The organism is Okeania sp. SIO2C9 (genome assembly GCF_010672455.1).
Taxonomy (GTDB): domain Bacteria; phylum Cyanobacteriota; class Cyanobacteriia; order Cyanobacteriales; family Microcoleaceae; genus Okeania.
This window is the reverse complement of the sequence record NZ_JAAHGO010000094.1, coordinates 1-19,713: the sequence shown is the minus strand read 5'-3', so window position 1 is coordinate 19,713 and position 19,713 is coordinate 1. Positions and strand designations below refer to the sequence as shown.

Annotated in this window: 14 protein-coding genes; 10 read left to right on the top strand and 4 right to left on the bottom strand. The window is 37.4% G+C overall.

The window, feature by feature from the left end; genetic code table 11:
* Nucleotides 1–38: 38 nt before the first annotated feature.
* Nucleotides 39–1,334, bottom strand: coding sequence for a type IV pilus twitching motility protein PilT (locus F6K23_RS35375; protein WP_293165149.1), 1,296 nt, complete (start codon nucleotides 1,332–1,334; stop codon nucleotides 39–41).
* An 801-nt stretch (nucleotides 1,335–2,135) separates the two neighbouring features.
* Complete coding sequence (locus tag F6K23_RS35370) at nucleotides 2,136–2,429, bottom strand: hypothetical protein (protein ID WP_293165147.1); 294 nt, start codon at nucleotides 2,427–2,429, stop codon at nucleotides 2,136–2,138.
* A 1,054-nt stretch (nucleotides 2,430–3,483) separates the two neighbouring features.
* On the opposite strand from F6K23_RS35370, the gene F6K23_RS35365 reads away from it, so the two are divergent.
* From F6K23_RS35365 to F6K23_RS35330, 8 genes are all read left to right on the top strand, one after another.
* Entirely contained in the window at nucleotides 3,484–3,660 is a 177-nt protein-coding gene (locus tag F6K23_RS35365) for a hypothetical protein (protein ID WP_293165145.1), read from the top strand.
* A gap of 552 nt (nucleotides 3,661–4,212) precedes the next feature.
* A complete protein-coding gene (locus tag F6K23_RS35360; protein WP_293165143.1) occupies nucleotides 4,213–4,944 on the top strand; it encodes a DUF928 domain-containing protein in 732 nt (243 codons plus the stop codon).
* A 122-nt stretch (nucleotides 4,945–5,066) separates the two neighbouring features.
* Nucleotides 5,067–7,301 carry an adenylate/guanylate cyclase domain-containing protein gene (locus F6K23_RS35355; protein WP_293165141.1) on the top strand — a complete coding sequence of 745 codons (2,235 nt, stop codon included), beginning with the start codon at nucleotides 5,067–5,069 and terminating at the stop codon, nucleotides 7,299–7,301.
* 118 nt (nucleotides 7,302–7,419) lie between these two features.
* Entirely contained in the window at nucleotides 7,420–8,172 is a 753-nt protein-coding gene (locus F6K23_RS35350) for a glycosyltransferase family 2 protein (RefSeq protein ID WP_293165139.1), read from the top strand.
* Nucleotides 8,173–8,281: 109 nt separating this feature from the next.
* Nucleotides 8,282–9,322 carry a Gfo/Idh/MocA family protein gene (locus tag F6K23_RS35345; RefSeq protein ID WP_293165137.1) on the top strand — a complete coding sequence of 347 codons (1,041 nt, stop codon included), beginning with the start codon at nucleotides 8,282–8,284 and terminating at the stop codon, nucleotides 9,320–9,322.
* 705 nt (nucleotides 9,323–10,027) lie between these two features.
* Nucleotides 10,028–10,876, top strand: coding sequence for an FkbM family methyltransferase (locus F6K23_RS35340; protein ID WP_293165135.1), 849 nt, complete (start codon nucleotides 10,028–10,030; stop codon nucleotides 10,874–10,876).
* Nucleotides 10,877–11,322: 446 nt separating this feature from the next.
* On the top strand, nucleotides 11,323–12,303 hold the full coding sequence (locus F6K23_RS35335) for an endonuclease/exonuclease/phosphatase family protein (protein WP_375340819.1): 981 nt from the start codon (nucleotides 11,323–11,325) through the stop codon (nucleotides 12,301–12,303).
* Between the two features lie 372 nt (nucleotides 12,304–12,675).
* On the top strand, nucleotides 12,676–13,425 hold the full coding sequence (locus tag F6K23_RS35330; RefSeq protein ID WP_293165131.1) for a DUF364 domain-containing protein: 750 nt from the start codon (nucleotides 12,676–12,678) through the stop codon (nucleotides 13,423–13,425).
* Between the two features lie 1,058 nt (nucleotides 13,426–14,483).
* On the opposite strand, the gene guaD is transcribed toward F6K23_RS35330, so the two are convergent.
* Both guaD and F6K23_RS35320 read right to left on the bottom strand, forming a co-directional pair.
* Nucleotides 14,484–15,827 carry a guanine deaminase gene (gene guaD, locus F6K23_RS35325; RefSeq protein ID WP_293165129.1) on the bottom strand — a complete coding sequence of 448 codons (1,344 nt, stop codon included), beginning with the start codon at nucleotides 15,825–15,827 and terminating at the stop codon, nucleotides 14,484–14,486.
* Nucleotides 15,828–16,382: 555 nt separating this feature from the next.
* Nucleotides 16,383–17,216 (bottom strand): class I SAM-dependent methyltransferase, encoded by an 834-nt coding sequence (locus F6K23_RS35320; protein WP_293165127.1) that lies wholly within the window; start codon nucleotides 17,214–17,216, stop codon nucleotides 16,383–16,385.
* A gap of 354 nt (nucleotides 17,217–17,570) precedes the next feature.
* On the opposite strand from F6K23_RS35320, the gene F6K23_RS35315 reads away from it, so the two are divergent.
* On the top strand, nucleotides 17,571–18,875 hold the full coding sequence (locus F6K23_RS35315) for a homoserine dehydrogenase (protein ID WP_293165161.1): 1,305 nt from the start codon (nucleotides 17,571–17,573) through the stop codon (nucleotides 18,873–18,875).
* A gap of 105 nt (nucleotides 18,876–18,980) precedes the next feature.
* On the top strand, nucleotides 18,981–19,457 hold the full coding sequence (locus F6K23_RS42455; protein ID WP_367267911.1) for a GNAT family N-acetyltransferase: 477 nt from the start codon (nucleotides 18,981–18,983) through the stop codon (nucleotides 19,455–19,457).
* Nucleotides 19,458–19,713 lie beyond the last annotated feature (256 nt).

Here is a 19,713-nt window from a genome sequence, read left to right as displayed (position 1 = left end):
CATCCTGAGAACTTAAAATTTAAAACTTCACAATCTTTTTAAATTCTACCTCGTAACATCTGAGCCATTTCATTTGGGTAAGGAGATTGATCTATTGCCGTTTCTTCTGTAATTCGACCTTCTTGGTAAAGCTCAAACAAAGACCTATTCATAGTAGTCATACCTTCATAAGTATCTTTGAGCATAATTTGGTTAATGTCTTCATACTGGTCTTTAATAATATATTCCTTAATTACATCAGTATTAATCAAAATGTCATGGAAAGCTGCCCGCTTACCATCAGTAGTTTTGCACAACAACTGAGCAATAATTGCTACCAGAATTTCTGAAAGAGCTAATTTAATCGCCGGTTGCTCCTCAGCAGAAAACATATCCAAAATACGAGTTAGAGTCTTGATGGCACTGTTGGTGTGCAATGTTCCCATCACCAAGTGTCCTGTAGAAGCAGCTTTAATTGCAATTCCCACCGTTTCCTTATCTCGAATTTCCCCTACTAACATTAAGTCAGGGTCTTGACGGAGAGCACCTTTAAGAGCATTGAAGAATTTTAGAGTATGTCTACCTACTTCCCGGTGCTTGATCAAACATTTTCGGCTTTCATGGACAAATTCTACAGGGTCTTCGATAGTGATGACATGATAAGGAAAAGTATTGTTCATATAATCAATCATCGCCGCCATGCTGGTGGACTTACCAGAACCTGTAGGTCCGGTCACCAAAATTAACCCTTTATGGTAATGGCAGACTTTCTTAAAGACTTCTGGCAATTTAAGTTGTTCCATAGTCAGGATTTTAGAACCAATCAGTCGTAAAACCATCCCTGGACCTGCAAGAGAGTCAAACAAGCTAATCCTAATCCGTACAAAACCTAAGTCCGCAGCACCATCAAAGTCAAGATTTTCTTGGAATGCACGAATTTCTTCATCTGTAAGAATTTCTCGCAACCAAAACATAAAGGTATTCAAGTCAGTTTCTGGATATTCGAGCGGTAGAAGGTCTCCACGTTTGCGGAACCGTGGTATTTCTTTGACCCCTACATGAACATCTGAAACACCTTCTTCATTAGCTCGCCGGACAATATCTGTCAGCGGTATTTGTCCAGAACCCAGTTGTGGACCACCAGGTGTTGCTGGTTGAGGTACTGGTGCTGTTTCCGTTGGAGGAATTAGTTGTTGAGAAACAGGTGTTGATGATGCTTTGGGATCGGCAGAAGTTGGAGCAGATGTTGGCGGTCTTCTTGCTGCTGGTGGACTAGGTGGAGCTGGGGGACGCGGTAAACCACGGCCTCCAGGAGGACGAGGAGCTGGGGGACGAGGTGGTGGTGTTTGTGTCATAGTTGCATTACCTTGTTGAATTCGGATATTGCAGTCAACAAATATATTCTAATTCTAATGGCAAGTCAAAATGGGTATAGCAATGTGCGCTGGCATATTTACAAATTACAGGAGGTGTCCAATAGCTAAAAGTCTTATATTATCGGTTTTTTATTCCCCCTTCCGGATCTGTTGCCTTCCGGAGCTGCGCACAGCGCTATAGTATTGAAAATATTTAATTATTTTTTGGATACCAACAACAAATTTCAATAGGTTTATTGTCTACTTAAATTTATTGTTAAGTATTACTTTTTGAAATTGCTATTACTAGTGCCGCTACCCGGAAGTTAAAAGTCATGCATTTAAAAGCGAGTGTGTAATTCTGAGGTTTCCTCAGAATGTAAGACACACATCTGACAGTCAAAAGTATTGATTTTTAGTTGTCTTAGGATTTTGTAACTGGTCAGTTATTTCCGCCATCCTGCACCAGAGTATTATTTGACTTTTTAAGACTTCAATAATGCTCGGTAAATTCAATTTAATTCCTTATTTTTGGCTGTAAAATACTTTTATTATTTATCTGGCGTTGGTAATTTGAGGTATGATATATTAGTAATTAAGATTAATATCATACCCGCGCTTTACCAACGCTATTTATCTTTATCCCTTATGGGTTTAATAACCCACCATCACCCGTGGTGCAAATGCGGTTGCTGGGGTTAGAATCCTCATATACCGCATTTTTCTGACTCCTGTACCTTGCCAATCCGATGACTCCCCTACCTGACTCCTTCTTCAAACCTTATTTTTTTGAAATTTCACTTAATTGCAATTTTGTCTTATTTTGATATTCATACCATTTCTCAATCTCAAGTTCTTAATTATACATCCATTTTGAGATACTTCTATTATATTTTTTAGATATTTATTAGGAGGTTGATTTTGAAGTTTAGTAGATTGAGGCTTGTTCAGTTTTAATATATTGTTTGCTTCATAATCTGATGATTTTTGATTTTGAGTATAATTTTTTGACAAAGAAGGATACTCAAAAGATATTATTAAAAATATAGGTATAACAGAAATCAAACCGAGTTGTTTTAATAATAAAATAGTCATACTACCTCATTTCTTAAATCTGCTACTGTAAATGTCAGGTTGCTTGATCGACAGACTCAAAATATTAATGGCTTTGAGTAATAATTACTAGCCTGAATTGAGAGAATATGTGAAAAGTATTTACAGCTTTTTTCACTTTAAGGAAAATAACTTTAGCATTGCTACCTTTAAGCTAGAGTATATACTTTGCCCAAATAAAAAGCTGTATTTATATAGAGTAGCTTAACTATCTTTTCACCAGGTTGGGACTATTCAGAAAGAGAGGCCGGATAAATAGACAATTTTTGTATACATCACTAACAACTTTATATAATACATCCCCTAAAAAAACAGACTATTGTTGAAAATTTTTGTGAGAGATTGTCAATTAACTCAGTATTTAAAGATGTTATTTATCACTCATCAGTTAACAGTTAATATTTTTAACAGGTTAATACCCCCACGTTTCTGCTTGAAAAGTGCGTGGTGCACCTTTGTGGTGGGTCGCTAATTCTCCATCATACATCTGAATTCCGCAGTTCCTCCCCAGAATGCTAACTAAATAATTGTTAACTGTTCACTGATTCAAATGGTAGCTACACCAACAAATCAAGATGTTCCTAAATGTTGTTCTATTTTGTCTTCCTTGATGACTATACTTAATCAGTTTGCCTATCCCCTCACATCTATTTTAGATTTACTTTCTCATGATCCCTTACTTATATATCAAATCCAACAAATCCAATTTCGGTAAATATAGAATTTTCCAAAAAAAATGTTACTTTGAGAGGAAATTCCTGGAAAAATTTAGTAGGACTTTACCGAAGAATAAAGGTTTAAAGCCTCTCCTTGGCTGCGCCGCGAGCTGTCGCTCTACAAGGAGAAACAAGCGGTCGATCTTCAAAGCGAAGCGTAGGGTGGGATGGCTCCGAAATCTGCGCCATATCCAATCGACTCCTGTGAAGAAAATTTTTTCATGATTAGTCAATCCTCTCCTTGAAAAGAAGAGGTAATATCAAATCCGGTAGCATCGGTGTAATTAGATGGTGAGTAGGGGAGATGGGGAGATAGGGAGATGGGGAGATATTTGGTAATGGTTGAAGATGGAACATTTTTTACCGAAAAATTGTGGGTATGCGCCTCCCCTTTTAAGGGGATAATAAGCGGTCGTTTGCGGAGCAGTCCGTTAGGATGGGATGGCTCCGAAACCTGCGCCATATCCAATCGACCAAGAGAAAAAAAAATTTCATGATTAGTCAATCCTCTTCTTTTCAAGGAAAGGTAATTATTCATGATTCATTATTAATTGTTGAAGTGCCGAATTAAACGGATTTGATATAATAATTAATAATTAATTATTAATTGTTGAACTCTATTCATAAACTTTTTTATAAAGATAAAAATTAATTTTTTTTTCCTTTTGGTTGCTGATCTAGGTCTTGAAGTTAGTATATTAAGAATAAATTACAACAAAAATTTTATCTTATCACTCCTCTACTGCAGGATATAAAATAAATATTTTTTGTAGTTTTTTCTATTGATTAGCAATATTTAATAGGTTATATAATGTCCGCTTAATGAAGTTTTTATGCCCTATCCTTATTGACTCTATTCTTTTCCCTGCCCTCTAATCACTTCATGTCTAAAAAATCAACTGCATATCAGACTAATTATCAGTAATAATCTATCAAAGATAAATAATTAAAAGTTTGAAGTGAATTAATACACCGATAAAAACTGATTTAGAGATATGTTAGAATTACAGGTATAGTGAAAATATAAAAAAAAGGAGATATCATTAATTATGGGGAGGCAAAATATCAAGTTTTGGGGACTTTTGGCTTTAGCTACATCCCCAATGATTGTAACTTTTTTAGGTGTGCAGTTAGTACAAGCACAGTCAACCCCAGAATTGTTGATTAGTGTAGAATTTCCTTCTGGGCCACAAAGAGCAAGCTCAGGAGAAACAAGAGGTGCGGGGACTCGCGGATTCTGCCCTCTTGTTCCTGGTCAAATTGAATTGACAGCCTTAACGCCTGGAGATAATGTCGCAACAACAGTTGCAGATAATCCCAAATTTTTCGTGTATGTTCCCGAACACGAAGCAAAGTCAGCAGAATTTGAAATAACTGATAAATCAGGTAATAGCATCTATTCAACTAAATTAGATATTTCTGAGACTTCTGGCATTGTGCAACTTGCCCTGCCAAAAAAATTAAGTTTGACAACTAATAAAGAATATACTTGGACATTTGCAATGATTTGCGATGAATGGGATCGCGGTGCTGACGAATATGTTGAAGGAACTATCAAAAAAGTAGAAATCAGTTCAGACTTAGAAAATAGCTTAAAAAATGCTAGTCCCCTTGAACAAGCAGAAATATATGCAAAAGCAAGGATTTGGAATGAAACGATCGCTACCGTGGCCGAGTTACGCAATTCTAACCCGACAGAGTGGGAGGAATTACTAACATCCGTAGGATTACAAGAGATTGCTTCTGAACCCTTTGCACCCTGCTGTCAAGTAGAAGAATAAATTAAGTTAGCATTGAAATAGCTGTCAGTAACTAAGTTAAGTCTGGTAAACTACTCTCACATTTATCTGTTTTTTTTACCCTCCCCCAAAAACTTTTAATTTCTACAAAGCAGCTAACACCAATGTTATGGAATAAATGCAAGAATTTTTTTGATCAGTGGTATGGTGTATGGATTACCGCCCCCACCGTCACAGGGTTAGTAATTATGCTACGTTTTCTTGGCTTACTACAAGCTTGGGAATGGGCAACTTATGACCAATATATGCGATTACGGCCTTTGGAGAGTCCAGACAATCGCATCGTGATTGTAGGTATTAATGAAGATGATGTCAGAGCAATCGGGCAGCCAATTTTTCCTGACGCTATTTATGCAAAATTGCTGAAGAAATTAAAAGCAATGGAGCCAAAAGTTATTGGTTTAGACATTTATCGAGACTTACCTGTAGAGCCTGGCCATCAGGACTTAGTGAAAGTATTCCAGTCTACCTCCAACTTGGTAGGAATTAAAAAAGTAGTGGGGGAAAGGCAAAATGATGTATTAGAAGCACCACCAGCTCTGGAAACTAATAATCAAGCAGGTGCTAATGATGTAAAGGTAGACCCAGATAAAAAAATTCGACGAGGCTATTTATATGTCACGCTGCAAAACGGAGAAAATGTCTGGAGTTTTGCTTCTCATATTGCTTTGCGTTATTTAGATACTTTTGATATTAGTCTTGAGAAAATTGATGGTGACAAATTTCAGCTAGGAAAGACAATAATAGAGCCATTTGAAGCCAATGATGGTGGTTATATTAGAGCAGATGCAGGTGGTTATCTCATGCTTTTAAACTACCGGGGTCCGAGTCGTTACTTTGAGATTGTTTCCATGATGGATATTCTTGAAGACAGAGTGCCTGCTGATTGGGGTCGCGATCGCATCATCTTGATTGGAGCAGTCAGTGAAGGCTTTAATGATTTATTTTCTACTCCCTACAGTAGTAACTTAATTAAAACTCTAGAACCCATGAGCGGGGTAGAAGTTCATGCTAATCTAATCAGTCAACTAATTAGTTCTGCTATGGATAGTCGTTCTCTGATTCAGATTTGGGGGGAACCTCTTGAGTGGGCGTGGATTTTATTCTGGTCTTTGGTAGGAGCAGCTACAACTTGGAAATGGCGTACTGCTGGTGGTGTTAGCTATTTTTCTATTTGGAAAGTATTGACAATGTTCGTTGCAGGTGTAGTTTTATTCGCTAGCACCTATACTGCTTTTGTCTGGAATTTGTGGTTGCCAGTCATTCCAGCGTTTTTAGGTATGAGTATGTCAGCAGTTACAATTACAGCTTATATTGCTCGTACTGCACAAGATATTCGCAAAACTTTTGGTCGTTATTTAACTGATGAAGTAGTGGCTACTTTATTAGAAAGTCCAGGAGGATTAAAGTTAGGAGGGGAACGCCGAAACATCACTATTTTAACTTCCGATTTAAGAGGATTTACTGCTACATCAGAACGTGTAACACCAGAAGAAGTGGTGAAAATTCTTAACTTTTATCTGGGATATATGGCAGATGTAATTACTAAGTATCAGGGAACTATTGATGAGTTTATGGGAGATGGAATTTTGGTTTTATTCGGTGCCCCTATAACTAGAGAAGACGACCCGGTAAGAGCTATTGCTTGTGCGATTGATATGCAATTAGCAATGGAACCTGTGAATAAACAGATGAAAGAATGGGGTTTACCACCATTAGAAATGGGAATTGGTATTAATACTGGAGAGGTTGTTGTTGGTAATATTGGCTCTGATAAACGAACAAAATATGGTGTGGTAGGCAGTCAGGTAAATTTAACTTATCGGATTGAATCTTATACTACAGGTGGTCAAATTTTAATTTCTGAGACAACTTTAAAAGAAGTGGGACCGATAATTAAAATTAATGATGAAAAAGAAGTAATGCCGAAAGGGGTTAAAAAACCAATTACTATTTATGATGTTGCTGGTATTGAGGGTAAATATAATTTATTTTTGAGAAAAAAAGAAGAACATTATCTACCACTTCAAGAGCCAATATCTTTACATTATGTAGTTTTAGATGGTAAAAATGTCGGTGATTGTTTGCAAAAAGGAAGTTTAATCAAACTATCAGAAAAAGAAGCAGAAATTAAGGGTGTGCAAACAAGAGATGACCTGCCACAAGCTTTGATTAATATTAAGCTTAATTTTATCTGGGATGGGGTAGAAAGTGAGGATGTTTATGGCAAGGTTTTAGAGAAAACAGCAAAAAATGGAAATTTTTATATTCATTTTACGGCTAAACCTCCAGATGTTTCTGCTAAATTAGAAGCTTTGTATGAATCGCTGCAAAATTAGTGGTTAATTTGTAGTAGTATTAAGTCTGAATATTTGTATAATGTCATTTTAGGTAAAACACTGTTTTGTTACACAAAAGATGACTATAAATAATAAAGATAGGTAATATATGTTAGATATGTTAGAAGTCACAAAAAAAGCAGCAAGTAATCAAAAAACAGCAAGTGTAATTATACCCGCCCGAAACGAAGCTGGTACTATTGAAGATTGCATTACTCAAATGCCCAAACTAGGTAAACACACAGAAATTATATTTATTGAGAGTAATTCCTCAGACAATACTTGGGAAGAAATCAAGAGAGTTAAGAGCTTATATCAGGAGCAATGGGATATCAAAATATGTCAGAATAATGGTAAAGGAAAAGGCGATGCTGTTCGTCAGGGTTTTAACATGGCAACAGGTGATGTTTTGATTATTCTAGATTCTGACTTAACTGTTCAACCAAAAGAATTAACCAAATTTTTCGAGGCGATCGCTTCAGGTGATTGCCAATTAGCGAATGGATCGCGACTCACTCATTCAGTATCATTGAAAACGATGCCATTGCTCAATCAACTTGCTAATCGCTTTTTTGCTAAACTACTATCAATCGTATTGGGAGTCGAAATTAAGGATTCTCTTTGTGGAACTAAAGCTATTAGCAAAGAAAACTATCTCCAGATAGTTGCTAATTGGCAAAACTTTGGCAAATACGATCCTTTTGGGGATTTTGATTTGCTCATTGGGTGCAAAAAATTTGGCTTAACTATTCAGGATGTTCCTGTAGAATATTTACCAAGAACTTATGGGAAATCAAATCTTAAACATATCCAAGGCGGTTTCCAACTTTTAAAAATGATTTTATATACTGCTTCAGAGGTTAGGAGGTAGTTGAAATTTATAATTTAAAATGCAGAATTTAGAATTAAAGATAGTTAGAATTTAAAATTTAAGTTGTAATGTTTTTGTGTCACTCATGCAGATAAATGACCAAATTCCCATGCCTGATCAGCCACGATCCATAGTAATTATCGGTGCTGGTGGCATTGTCTCCGATGCTCACCTGCCAGCATATCAGATCGCTGGTTTTAAGGTAGCAGGAATTATTGATATCAAACAGGAGAAAGCAGTCTCGCTAGCTCAGAAATTCTCCATCCCCAAAGTTTACGCCAGTGTTGAACAAGCTGTAACCCAGGCTCCAGCAAACGCAGTCTTTGATATTGCTGTACCAGCCTCAGCTTTGCTGGAACTGCTGCCCAAGTTTCCGCGAGGAGCTGGGATATTGATCCAAAAGCCCATGGGCGAGGATCTAGCTCAGGCACGTCAGTTGTTAAGCATCTGCCGTGAACGGGAGTACACTGCGGCGGTTAATTTTCAGTTGCGCACAGCACCACCTGTGATAGCAGCTCGCCACTTGATCGAAGAAGGTTATCTGGGCGAACTTAACGACATTGAGATGCGAGTCACGGTTTACACCCCCTGGCATTTATGGGACTTCTTGGAAAAGTGTCAACGGGTGGAAATTCTTTATCACAGCATCCACTATATTGACCTTATCCGCTCATTCTTGGGAGACCCCAAGGGGGTTTACGCAAAAACAGTAAAGCATCCTAAGATGATGAAAATGGCCTCAGTGCGCACGACCTTAATGTTGGACTATGGCGAGTTTGTCCGGGCGACCATCAATACCAACCACTGTCATGAGTTTGGTCTAAAACATCAGGAATCATATTTAAAATTCGAGGGCACCCAAGGAGCCATTAAGATCCACTTGGGCGTGCTGATGGATTATCCCAAGGGAACTAGCGATAAATTTGAAGTTTGTCTGTTGCAGGGGGAGGAGGAAGCGGAGTGGCAAAGCTACGAGATTCGGGGGTCGTGGTTTCCAGAAGCCTTCATCGGTTCCATGTCCAGCCTGATGCGCAAGTTGGAAGACCCATCTCGCCCCTTGCCCACTTCGGTGGAAGATGCCTTCGTCACCATGTCCTGCGTCGAAGCAGCCTATCAGTCCAGCGAGGGAGGTGGCGTTCCTCTTCAGTGAAGTCAAAATTCGTAGGGGCGTTAGCGTAGCTTTGCGCCAGCAAATGGCCATTCGCCCGTACAAAATTCAAAAGTAAGATTTTATAGATTCAAATACCGTTTCACGGAAGTCAAAATTCGTAGGGGCGTTAGCGTAGCTTTGCGCCAGCAAATGGCCATTCGCCCGTACAAAAGTCAAAAGTAATACCAATTTCATAAAATATTGCTACAGTCTCAACACGGGCAACAGGCAACAGCTCCGGAAGGCAACAGGGAAAGAAGGCAACAGGGAAAGAAAAACTCAGAACTTTGACACTACAGCTACTTCAGGAAATAATTTCACATATTTAAAGTGAATTGGTATAACGTGCCATTGGAGAAAAATATTGAAAGGCTTAACCGAAAAAGTGGATCTGAAGCTTTCTCCTTTCAGGCAGATTTTTGCTAAGATTTCTGTAGGATGATGTTAATTAACGAATGGTAATTTTACCAAAAAAATAAGGTCTAAAGCTTCCCCTTTTAAGGGGATGAAAAAATTAAGTTTCCGTATTTCAAACCTCTGGGTTTCCTAGGTCATGCTGCGCAAACAGCCAGAGGTACTGATAACTAATAACTGATAACTGATAACTGATAACTGATAACTGAATTTCAAGCCTCTGGGTTTCCTAGGTCATGCTGCGCAAACAGCCAGAGGTGCTGATAACTAATAACTGATAACTGAAATGACATGGTGAAACTTCCAACTGAGAAAAAAATCACAATTGCCCGATTTATTAGTAATTTGATTGTTGGGGTTAGAGCAATCTTTGGGCTTTCATCTATTACTAAAGTATATCGTCGAGGTTTATGTTGGTCTCTTGATTTAAAAGAGGGTATAGATCTTGCGATTTATTTAGGAGTTTACGAGCCAGAAACAATCAAGGAACTAAAGCGTATTATCAAGCCGGGAGATGTTGTTGTGGATATCGGTGCTAACATCGGTGCAATAACTCTTCCCTTAGCTGAATATGTGGGAGTTGATGGACGTGTTATTGCTTTTGAACCAACTTCATGGGCCTATGGTAAGTTACAGAATAATTTATCTTTAAATCCTCATTTGCTCAATCGGGTTAGGACTGAGCAGATGATGTTACTAGAAGAGGAAAAAGAATTGCCATCTTTTGTGTATTCGAGTTGGAATCTGTCGGCGAGCGAGGACAAATTGACGCACCCACAACACAAAGGAAGATTAATGACGACTGATGGGGGTCAAGGGATATCACTGGATGGATATTTCGAGAAGAATCCCCACAAGAAAGTCGATCTGATTAAGTTAGATGTGGATGGCTACGAACTAGCTGTTCTCAAAGGTGCAAGGAAACTTCTTTTACGAGATTCCCCCAAGATAATTCTTGAGATGGCTCGTCAGAATGAGGAAGAGGAAAAACATTTAGAGCAATTGCTTGCTGAGTTAAAAGATGCTAAATATCGACTAATACATTTAACCGCTAAATATCCAATTATGATGACAAAGGAGGCGATCGAAAAATTATGTCCTCCGGGTGGAAGTATAAATGTTCTGGCACTTCCTCAATAAGACCATTTCTCAAAAAGAATGCTATATCTGATTGGATGGGGAAGTGTGGGAAGTGTGGGAGGTGTGGGAGGTGTGGGAGGTGTGGGGAGAGGAAAAGTAGGAAAAATAATTAGGGTTTGCTGAAAAAGTCTTTTTTAAGGAGTAGGGGAGTAGGGGAGCAGGGGAGTAATTTTTTTGCCCAACTCTTGCCAAAAATGCGCTCCTTTTTGAGGATGAAGAGCTAAAAACCAGGTACTTTTTAAAGACCTAAAAAGGCTAAAATCTTTATATGTAAATGCTTTGATATTTATTGAGCCAGCCCTAATTATTAACCGACTAATAATTGTCAAAAACAGACTTTTAATCTTGGTAATTATTTGACTGTTGAAATATAGCATTACTTTTGGTAATTGGTATAAGACCATTCCAAATCTAATCTTAGATATCTTTAATTAACAGGAAATCTGATGGATATTTTGGGGATAGAAAAACTACTATACTTGATTTTTGTCATTACCATCGTTTTAGTGACTCTATGTTCTCTGGCAAGTTATTTAGGGAAGTTTCATTTTCTGCTCGAACTAACCTGCCATTTTAAAATCCAATATACATTTCTTAGCTTGTTGGGGATCTCGTTTTTTTTATGGGTTGGCAATTATCTCTGGTTGCTGATTAGTTTGTTCTGCCTGACGATTAATTTATTAGAAGTAATCCCGTTTTATATTTCCCGAAATATAATCAAAGATGGGAGCGTTCAAAAAATCAGATTTTTGGAAGCGAATGTCTTCTATATGAACAAACAGTATAAGCGATTAATCTCTGAAGTCAAAGAAGAAAATCCCGATGTAGCCATATTTATAGAAGTGACTGATGCTTGGGCAGAAAAATTAGAACTTTTACAACAAGATTATTCTTATTCGGTGATTCATCAAGATCCACAAATTGCTTTCGGTAAAAATATAAATTTGGGAATAGCAGTTTATAGCAAGATACCTCTAAAAAATACATCGATACAAGATTTAGGAGGAGGAAGAAAAACCGTAAGTACCCAAGTTGAGATTCAGGGAAAAACTCTCTCAATATTAGCAACCCATCCTACTTGGAGTATTGGAAAATATAAGTTTAATTTGAGGAATAAACAACTATCAGAAATTGCCAGTTATGTAGCAAGTCAGAAAAGCTCAATTGTAGTCATTGGGGATTTGAATATAACGATGTGGTCTCCATATTACAAAGAGTTGATTCGTAATTCTGGACTGTATAATGCACGAACAGGCTTTGGTATGATTCCCACTTGGCCAAGCTTTATCCCGTTATTATCTATTCCAATAGACCATTGTTTGATAAGTCAAGATATTAGGGTTGTCAAAATAAAAAGTGGTAAAAATATAGGTTCAGATCATTTACCTTTAATCACAGATTTAATCATTACTGGTAACAGAATATAAATTTGGTAGTCCTGCATTTTGTTCAAGTACAAATTGTGAGATTATATTAAAATTATCCCGAAAATTTGGGAATTTGGAGAGGACTTACCCAGAGACTTTACCGAATAATTAATAATTAATAATTAATAATTAATAATTAATAATTAAATCATTCTGGTTTAAAGCCTCCCCTCGATCGGGAAAAAAAAGTGCTAGGATATTTCTTGATATTCAATTCCGTAATGGTTAAAACCCGAGGTAATTATCAATTATAAATTCATGAAATATAGCGAGAGTGCGAATACCATTCGCCCCTACAAATGGTGCTTTAAAAGTCAATTTGCGTAAGTCCTGATTGACTTAAATTAATTTTTAACTTTTAACTTTTGAACTATGGTGCATCCAAAAGAAATATACGATTTGTTGTTAGATTATGGCAACACTAATACTCCTATCAAAGAAGTATTAATTGGTTTAACCTGGACTTTGTGCGAAACAGAAGGCATTGGTTTATGTATGAGTCCAGGTACAGTTACACGCACATTACCTTGGTCAGGAACTCTGGTAAATAAACCTGTGAAAGAGTTGGCATCCTGGTTACGCTCTTGGAATAGTTTTGAGGCAACTGTGGGAATGGCAGCTATTAATGCAGAAATAAATGGGCGTTCCCAACTTCCCGCTCAAGGAGAATCATTATCTCCCTATGGACCGGGAAATTTGGCAGTATTTGAATATTTTCTACCAATGATTCGTGGAAAAAAAGTTGTTATTATTGGTAGGTATCCCCGGTTATCTCGTTATGAGAATGAGATGGAAATGACTGTCATAGAAAGGCAACCAGGAGCGGATGATTTTCCAGATCAAGCATCGGAGTATTTATTGCCAGAAGTGGAATGGGTGTTTTTGACGGCGACTTCTATTGCTAATAAGACTTTTCCTCGTTTGGTGGAATTGGCAAAAAATTCTCAGTTAGTTTTGATGGGTCCGACTATGCCTTGGTTGGCTGATTTTAAACAATTTGGGATTGATTATTTGGCAGGAGTTACTGTTAGTAATTCCCAAGCTTTAAGACAAACTGTTGCTGAAGGGGGTGGGGTAAGAATTTTTGAAACAGGTGTGCAATATCATGTGTTGAAGTTGTAATATAGCAGGGAAAAGTAGACATCTCCAAAAATAAAAAATAAAATCAATTATCGTACATAAATCATATCATGTCTAGTTGAATACTTACACTTTGGAGGAGGTAAGGCAGAAGGCAGCTATGCTGGAGTCAAAAGGAAAGAAAAGGTTAGAAGGGAAAAGGTTTTTTTCTCACGCTATTATCCGGACATGATATTATCAGTTCTTTCCCCCTATTCCCTATTCCCTATTCCCTCTTTTCTGGAGATGTCTAATGAAAAAAAATCGGACTGTGTTTAATTCATCATCAGTTTATGTTTTTAGCAATTCGTTCTTTACTCTAAAAGATTGATATTTAAGTATAAGCGTTCGCTTATGACAAAAGTATAAATATTATTAATAGCGATCGCTCATACAATTTCTTTGCTGCAGGAAAAAGTTATTTGTAAGCATTCAGCCAGCCTCCTAGGTCGGAACTGCGAACTTCAGCTATTGCTTTTAATTTTAGATAAAAGCTTTACTAATTAGGGTTTGCCCTCAAAAGTCTTTTAGTAGGGGTAGGAGACAGGAGACAGGAGGAACGAGGAATTATAGAGGAGGTAGTCGGAAAAATTGTTCCTCAATTTTTCTGCCATAATCATCCTAAAATACTAGCTTCTTGAGCTTTTTCCAGCGAAAAGCTGGCACTTTTTTTCAACCCAAAAACGCTAAAGCTAATATTCAGTCAATACACGCGAAAATTAATCAGCAAGCCCTAATTAAGTCATAATTTATACTTACTATAAAAGCTGGCCTTAAAGTCTATATTCATTCAAAACCCCATCCTTTTGCTGAGAGCTGACAGCTAATATCATGTTCGGATAATTAGTTATAAATAAAATTTAAGGACTGACAGTACCGACAGTACTAAAGAAATACTGAAATTATCAATATTATTCTCCAATATTTCCTCTTTTCCTCCAATAATTTTCTCCTGACTCCTGACTCCTGACTCCTGACTCCTCACAACAGTTATTTATAAGTATTCAAGCGAACATGATATAATAGCTGTTTGCGCAGCATTCCGCAGGAAATGCTTACAGTTATTCGACATAAATTTTAGGTTCATAAACTAAATTGCCCGCTACATAAGTAGCTTGAACTACTCGTTCATCTCCCAAAATAATCAGGGTAAATAATTCATCAATAATGTCAGTTAATGAGTCGGAATTATTTCGATAATTCCGCAATTTTAACAATGGAGTTACTCTTGTATCTAGCACAACTAAATCTGCTTTTTTCCCTACATCAAAATTGCCAATTTTATGTTCTAGAGATAGAGATTTTGCTCCTCCTAAAGTAGCCAAATAAAAAGCTTTTAAAGAAGATAAATTTTGCTCTTGTAATTGAGATATTTTATAAGCATCGTTCATAGTTTGAAATATTGAAAAGCTAGTTCCACCCCCCACATCTGTACCTAAACCAACTTTCACTGGAGTTTGTTGAGATTTTGCTGTGTGTAGTGGGAATAAACCGCTGCCTAAAAATAGATTTGAAGTCGGACAAAATGCAATAGTTGAACCTGCTTGTGAGAGTCGGTTAAATTCAGAATTACTGAGATAAATACCGTGGGCAAAAATTGATTTATTACTAACTAACCCAAAATTTTCATAAACACCTAAGTAGTCTTTACTATTAGGAAAAAGTTGAGCAACTTTCTCAGTTTCAGATTTTTGTTCAGATAAATGTGTATGTACATAAACATCTGGAAATTCTTGTTTGAGAACTCCAGCTAGATGTAGTTGTTCGGGGGTAGAAGTAATGGCAAATCTTGGAGTAATAGCGTATAGAAGTCTGCCTTTACCATGCCATTTTTTTATCAAATTTTTGCTATCTTCGTAGCTAGTTTCTGGAGTATCCAACAAATAATCTGGAGCATTCCGGTCCATGAGCATTTTACCCGCAATTATCCGCATATTTCGTAGTTCCGCTGCTTCAAATAAGGCATCAACGGACTGAGGATAAACTGTGGTTAAAACTAAGGCACTTGTCGTGCCATTTTTTAGTAGTTGGTCGAGAAAAAAGGATGCTATTTGTTGAGCATAGGTTTTATCTTGAAATTTTCCTTCTACTGGGAAAGTATATTGATCTAACCATTCTAAAAGTTGTTTACTAGAGGAAGCAATTATTTCTGTTTGGGGATAATGGATATGAATATCAATAAATCCTGGTAAAATTAGCATTCCTGGATAAGAAGTAATAGGAATTTCAGGATATTTAGGCTTTAATTTGTCGTAGTTTCCTAGTTCTTGAATTATGCCTCCGGAGATAATCATTAAACCATCATGGATATAACGAACAGTTTCTAATTCTGGATAGTAAAACGGGTCTGCAACAAAATCTATAAATGAGCCTCTGATTGCTGATATGTTAATATTTTGATTCATTTTTATCCGATATTTTGGTAAGAGTATTGATAAAAAAATGGGTTGATAAACTTGAGTTAAATTGGCCAAGAAGAAGGAAGAGGGAAGAAGGAAGAAGGAAGAAGGAAGAAATAAGAAGGATTTAGAGCAATCTTAAATTGGTTGTGACAATTATTATAGTAGTTAATTTCAACTGAAAACATGAGTAAATTCTGTACTTCGCCAATCCTACGGTTCCCCTACTGACTCCTGAATACCACTAAAATATTACAACTTAAATAGGATTGCTATAGTAAAATAAAGACTGAAATATAGAGATAAAAAATATCCTGAATATTATTTAAAAATTCTTCTATAATTGTTATGCTCATAAATAAAAAAACTTGCAAACTTTACCTCGCTTCAATCAGAGTATTTGGAAAGATATTCAATTGATTTAAACCTCCCAATTTCCTTGACCGAAAAATTGTGGTTTAAAACCTACTCTTTTAAGGGGATAAAAAAAATCTTGGAGTCAATCCTCTTCTTTTAAAGGAGAAGCAATTGTTAATTATTAATTATTAATCATTGAAAAACCTAGACATTTGGTTTCCGACCATATATATAGAAAGTTGTAATGTCATTCCAAATACCTTGGTCAGTTTGTAAGGATTTTAATTCATTTTTAAACTCTAATTTAGCTTGATTCAATTCCTCTGTTGAAAGCTGTGATAAAGGGTGAGGGTATTGTCCTGGTGCGGGATGAGATTTTCCAGCCCACATTTTTTTTGCTGACTCTAAACTAATATAGTTACCATCTTGTTCAACTTTAATTTCAATTAACTCAAAACTCGCTTTTTGAAGTAAATTTTGACATTTTTCAACTGTTCCAGTAGGCTGACTCATTAAATATGAAATGCCATATTTTTTCAGAATATTTTGTGTAATAACCCCACCAACAAAGGCAGTTTCAGCAAAAGCTTGAATTCCCAGAATTCCTCCTGGTTTGAGAAATTTACGCCAAAGAAGCAGAGACTCAACTAGATCGGACATCCAAATAAATGCAGATGCACAAAAAATCCGCTCAAAATGATTTGCAGGAAAATCAATATCTTCAGCATCAGCTAGTAAAAATTCTAGATTATTTAAACCGAGAATATTCGCTTTTTTTTGGGCTTGAGCAATCATTCCAGGTGCAATATCAATGCCAATTACTTTGCCTGAACTACCCACTAATTTAGCTGCAGCAATTGCACAATGACCTGTTCCTGTAGCAATATCTAAAATTTGTTGACCAGTATCTACTTGCCCATATTCAACTAAACGATTAGCAATTCTCCAGTGCCAATCACTATTATCATATTTATCGCTTCTGTGAGTATATAAGTCTGCTATTTCTTGTTTGTAATTATTTAATTTAAGTTGATTCATTAAACATTTTTCCAACGGAATATTTTTCCCAAAAAGACTATTTTTTGTTCGATTTATTTATTATAGCAGTCGAAGGAAAGGGCGCGGACAGATCGACAGCTTAAAACTCAGACAACTTCAAGAATTAAGAATTAAGAATTAAGAATTTAGAATTACCTCTCCTTGAAAAGAAGAGAATTGACTAATCATGAAAATTTTTATTTATTATCCCCTTAAAAGGGGAGGCTTTAAACCACAATTTTTCGGTAAAATTTTTCCTTCTTTCTTCTTCCTTCTGCTATAATATTAGGATAGTATTCAGCTATGATGGCTGAACCTTGCTCAAAACATTTAATTCATTATGGGTTAACAATCGTGGGATTCAAAATTGGTTTATTGGGATTAGGTACAGTCGGTATAGGGACAGCAAAAATTTTGCTATCCCCAGAAGGTCGTCATCCTTTAATTCAGGAATTGGAAATACATCGAGTGGGAGTGCGCAATATCTCCAAAACCAGAGATATTAATCTATCTTCAGATATTTTAACAACAGATTTAGAAGCGATCGCTACTGACCCACACATAGATATTATAGTAGAACTGATCGGTGGGTTGGAACCCGCAAGAAGCCTAATCCTCAAAGCTATTGCCCATGGCAAACATGTCGTCACCGCCAACAAAGCTGTTATCTCTCGCTATGGTCCAGAAATTTTTGCAGCAGCGAATGAAAAAGGTGTTTACGTCATGTTAGAAGCAGCAGTGGGTGGCGGTATCCCTGTTATTCAACCCCTTAAAGAATCTCTGGGAGTAAATCGTATTCATTCCGTTATCGGTATCATCAACGGGACAACCAACTACATCCTCACCAGAATGCAAAAAGAGGGAGCAGACTTTGCAGATGTTCTTGCCGATGCTCAAAATTTAGGTTATGCAGAAGCTGACCCCACTGCAGATGTAGATGGGTTAGATGCCAAAGATAAAATCGCAATTTTGGCTTCTCTCGCTTTTGGCGGTCTAATTAAATTAGAAGATATTCATTGCGAAGGTATTCGTCAAGTAACAGCGGCTGATATTGCTTATGCTGATAGATTAGATTTTGCCATCAAATTATTAGCGATCGCCAAACGCGACCCCAACAGTATTAACTCCACCACAGACAAACTCCAACTGAGAGTACATCCTACTCTCGTGCCGAAAACTCATCCCCTCGCGAGTATTAATGATGTTTATAACGCCATTCTGGTAGAAGGAGAACCCATCGGACAAGTAATGTTTTTCGGGCCTGGTGCAGGTTCAGGACCCACAGCGAGTGCAGTTGTTTCCGACATTATGAGTATTGCTGCTATTCTGCAAACCGAAACCGAACCCATTCCCCACCCTTTATTAAGTTGCACCCATCAACACTATTGTGAAACAGAATCAGTGGCAGAACTTGTTACCAGATTTTATGCTAGGTTTCTGACAAAAGACCACCCTGGTGTTATTGGTAAACTGGGTACTTGTTTTGGCAGTCATAATGTAAGTTTAGAATCTGTAGTGCAAACAGGAATACACGATGAACTAGCAGAAATAGTTGTTGTCACCCATGATGTAAAAGAAGGCAACTTCCGGCAAGCATTAGAGGAAATTCAATCATTAGACGTTATTGATAGTATTCCCAGTGTATTAAGGGTGTTGTAGAATTGAAGGGGGTGATTTTGCGTTGGTGGAGTAAGTGCGGCAGCTATATCGCAACTTTCATGCAACAAAGCCGATATCTGAGGTAAATAACTCTACGTTACTAATATGGAAACAGGGCCAAAGATTCAAATTGCAAGCGAGGTAGATCTGGACCCACTAGTGAATCTCGCCGTTGCCTTTCGCGATCATTTGGGGCAGTCCACCCCGTCTGATGCAGACTTTCGTGAATCGATTACCCTTCTGTTGAAAGATTCTGGAACTGAGTTCTTCCTGGGCCGTGATGGGCAGGGAACTAGCCTTGGTTATGTGCAGTGTCGCTACCGATACTCTGCTTGGAGTTCAGGTCTTGAGGCTGAACTCGAAGATGTTTTTGTAGTCCGCGAGGCACGTTTGCATGGAGTGGGACGGCAACTTGTAGAGTTTGCACTCACTCGTGCTAGCGAAAAGGGTTGTCGCTTGATTGGTCTAAATACGAACGAGCGCAATGAAGCTGCACTCGCCTTATACCAACGGTTAGGCTTTCGCTCCGTAAGAACCTTGTGGGGAGCTCGGCAGCTCTGGCTCGATCTAGCACTGCCGTGATGTTGACTCTGCGGTATAAACTAATCGGCAATATCATATCAAATCCGGTAGCATCGGTGTAATTAGATGGGGAGATGGGGAGATGGGGAGATGGGGAGATGGGGGGATGGGGAGATGGGGGGATGGGGAGATGGGGAGAAGGGGGGATGGGGGTATCGAGAAATATTTAGTAATGGTTGAAGATGGAACATTTTGTACGTGCCGAATTAAACGGATTTGATATCATTCCATAATGTGCAACCCCAAAAATTTAACT

Coding starts and splice junctions, on each gene's coding strand:
- F6K23_RS35375 (WP_293165149.1), bottom strand. CDS start 1,334: ATGACACAAACACCACCACCTCGTCCCCCAGCTCCTCGTCCTCCTGGA.
- F6K23_RS35370 (WP_293165147.1), bottom strand. CDS start 2,429: ATGACTATTTTATTATTAAAACAACTCGGTTTGATTTCTGTTATACCT.
- F6K23_RS35365 (WP_293165145.1), top strand. CDS start 3,484: ATGGGGAGATATTTGGTAATGGTTGAAGATGGAACATTTTTTACCGAA.
- F6K23_RS35360 (WP_293165143.1), top strand. CDS start 4,213: ATGGGGAGGCAAAATATCAAGTTTTGGGGACTTTTGGCTTTAGCTACA.
- F6K23_RS35355 (WP_293165141.1), top strand. CDS start 5,067: ATGTTATGGAATAAATGCAAGAATTTTTTTGATCAGTGGTATGGTGTA.
- F6K23_RS35350 (WP_293165139.1), top strand. CDS start 7,420: ATGTTAGAAGTCACAAAAAAAGCAGCAAGTAATCAAAAAACAGCAAGT.
- F6K23_RS35345 (WP_293165137.1), top strand. CDS start 8,282: ATGCCTGATCAGCCACGATCCATAGTAATTATCGGTGCTGGTGGCATT.
- F6K23_RS35340 (WP_293165135.1), top strand. CDS start 10,028: ATGGTGAAACTTCCAACTGAGAAAAAAATCACAATTGCCCGATTTATT.
- F6K23_RS35335 (WP_375340819.1), top strand. CDS start 11,323: ATGGATATTTTGGGGATAGAAAAACTACTATACTTGATTTTTGTCATT.
- F6K23_RS35330 (WP_293165131.1), top strand. CDS start 12,676: ATGGTGCATCCAAAAGAAATATACGATTTGTTGTTAGATTATGGCAAC.
- guaD (WP_293165129.1), bottom strand. CDS start 15,827: ATGAATCAAAATATTAACATATCAGCAATCAGAGGCTCATTTATAGAT.
- F6K23_RS35320 (WP_293165127.1), bottom strand. CDS start 17,216: ATGAATCAACTTAAATTAAATAATTACAAACAAGAAATAGCAGACTTA.
- F6K23_RS42455 (WP_367267911.1), top strand. CDS start 18,981: ATGGAAACAGGGCCAAAGATTCAAATTGCAAGCGAGGTAGATCTGGAC.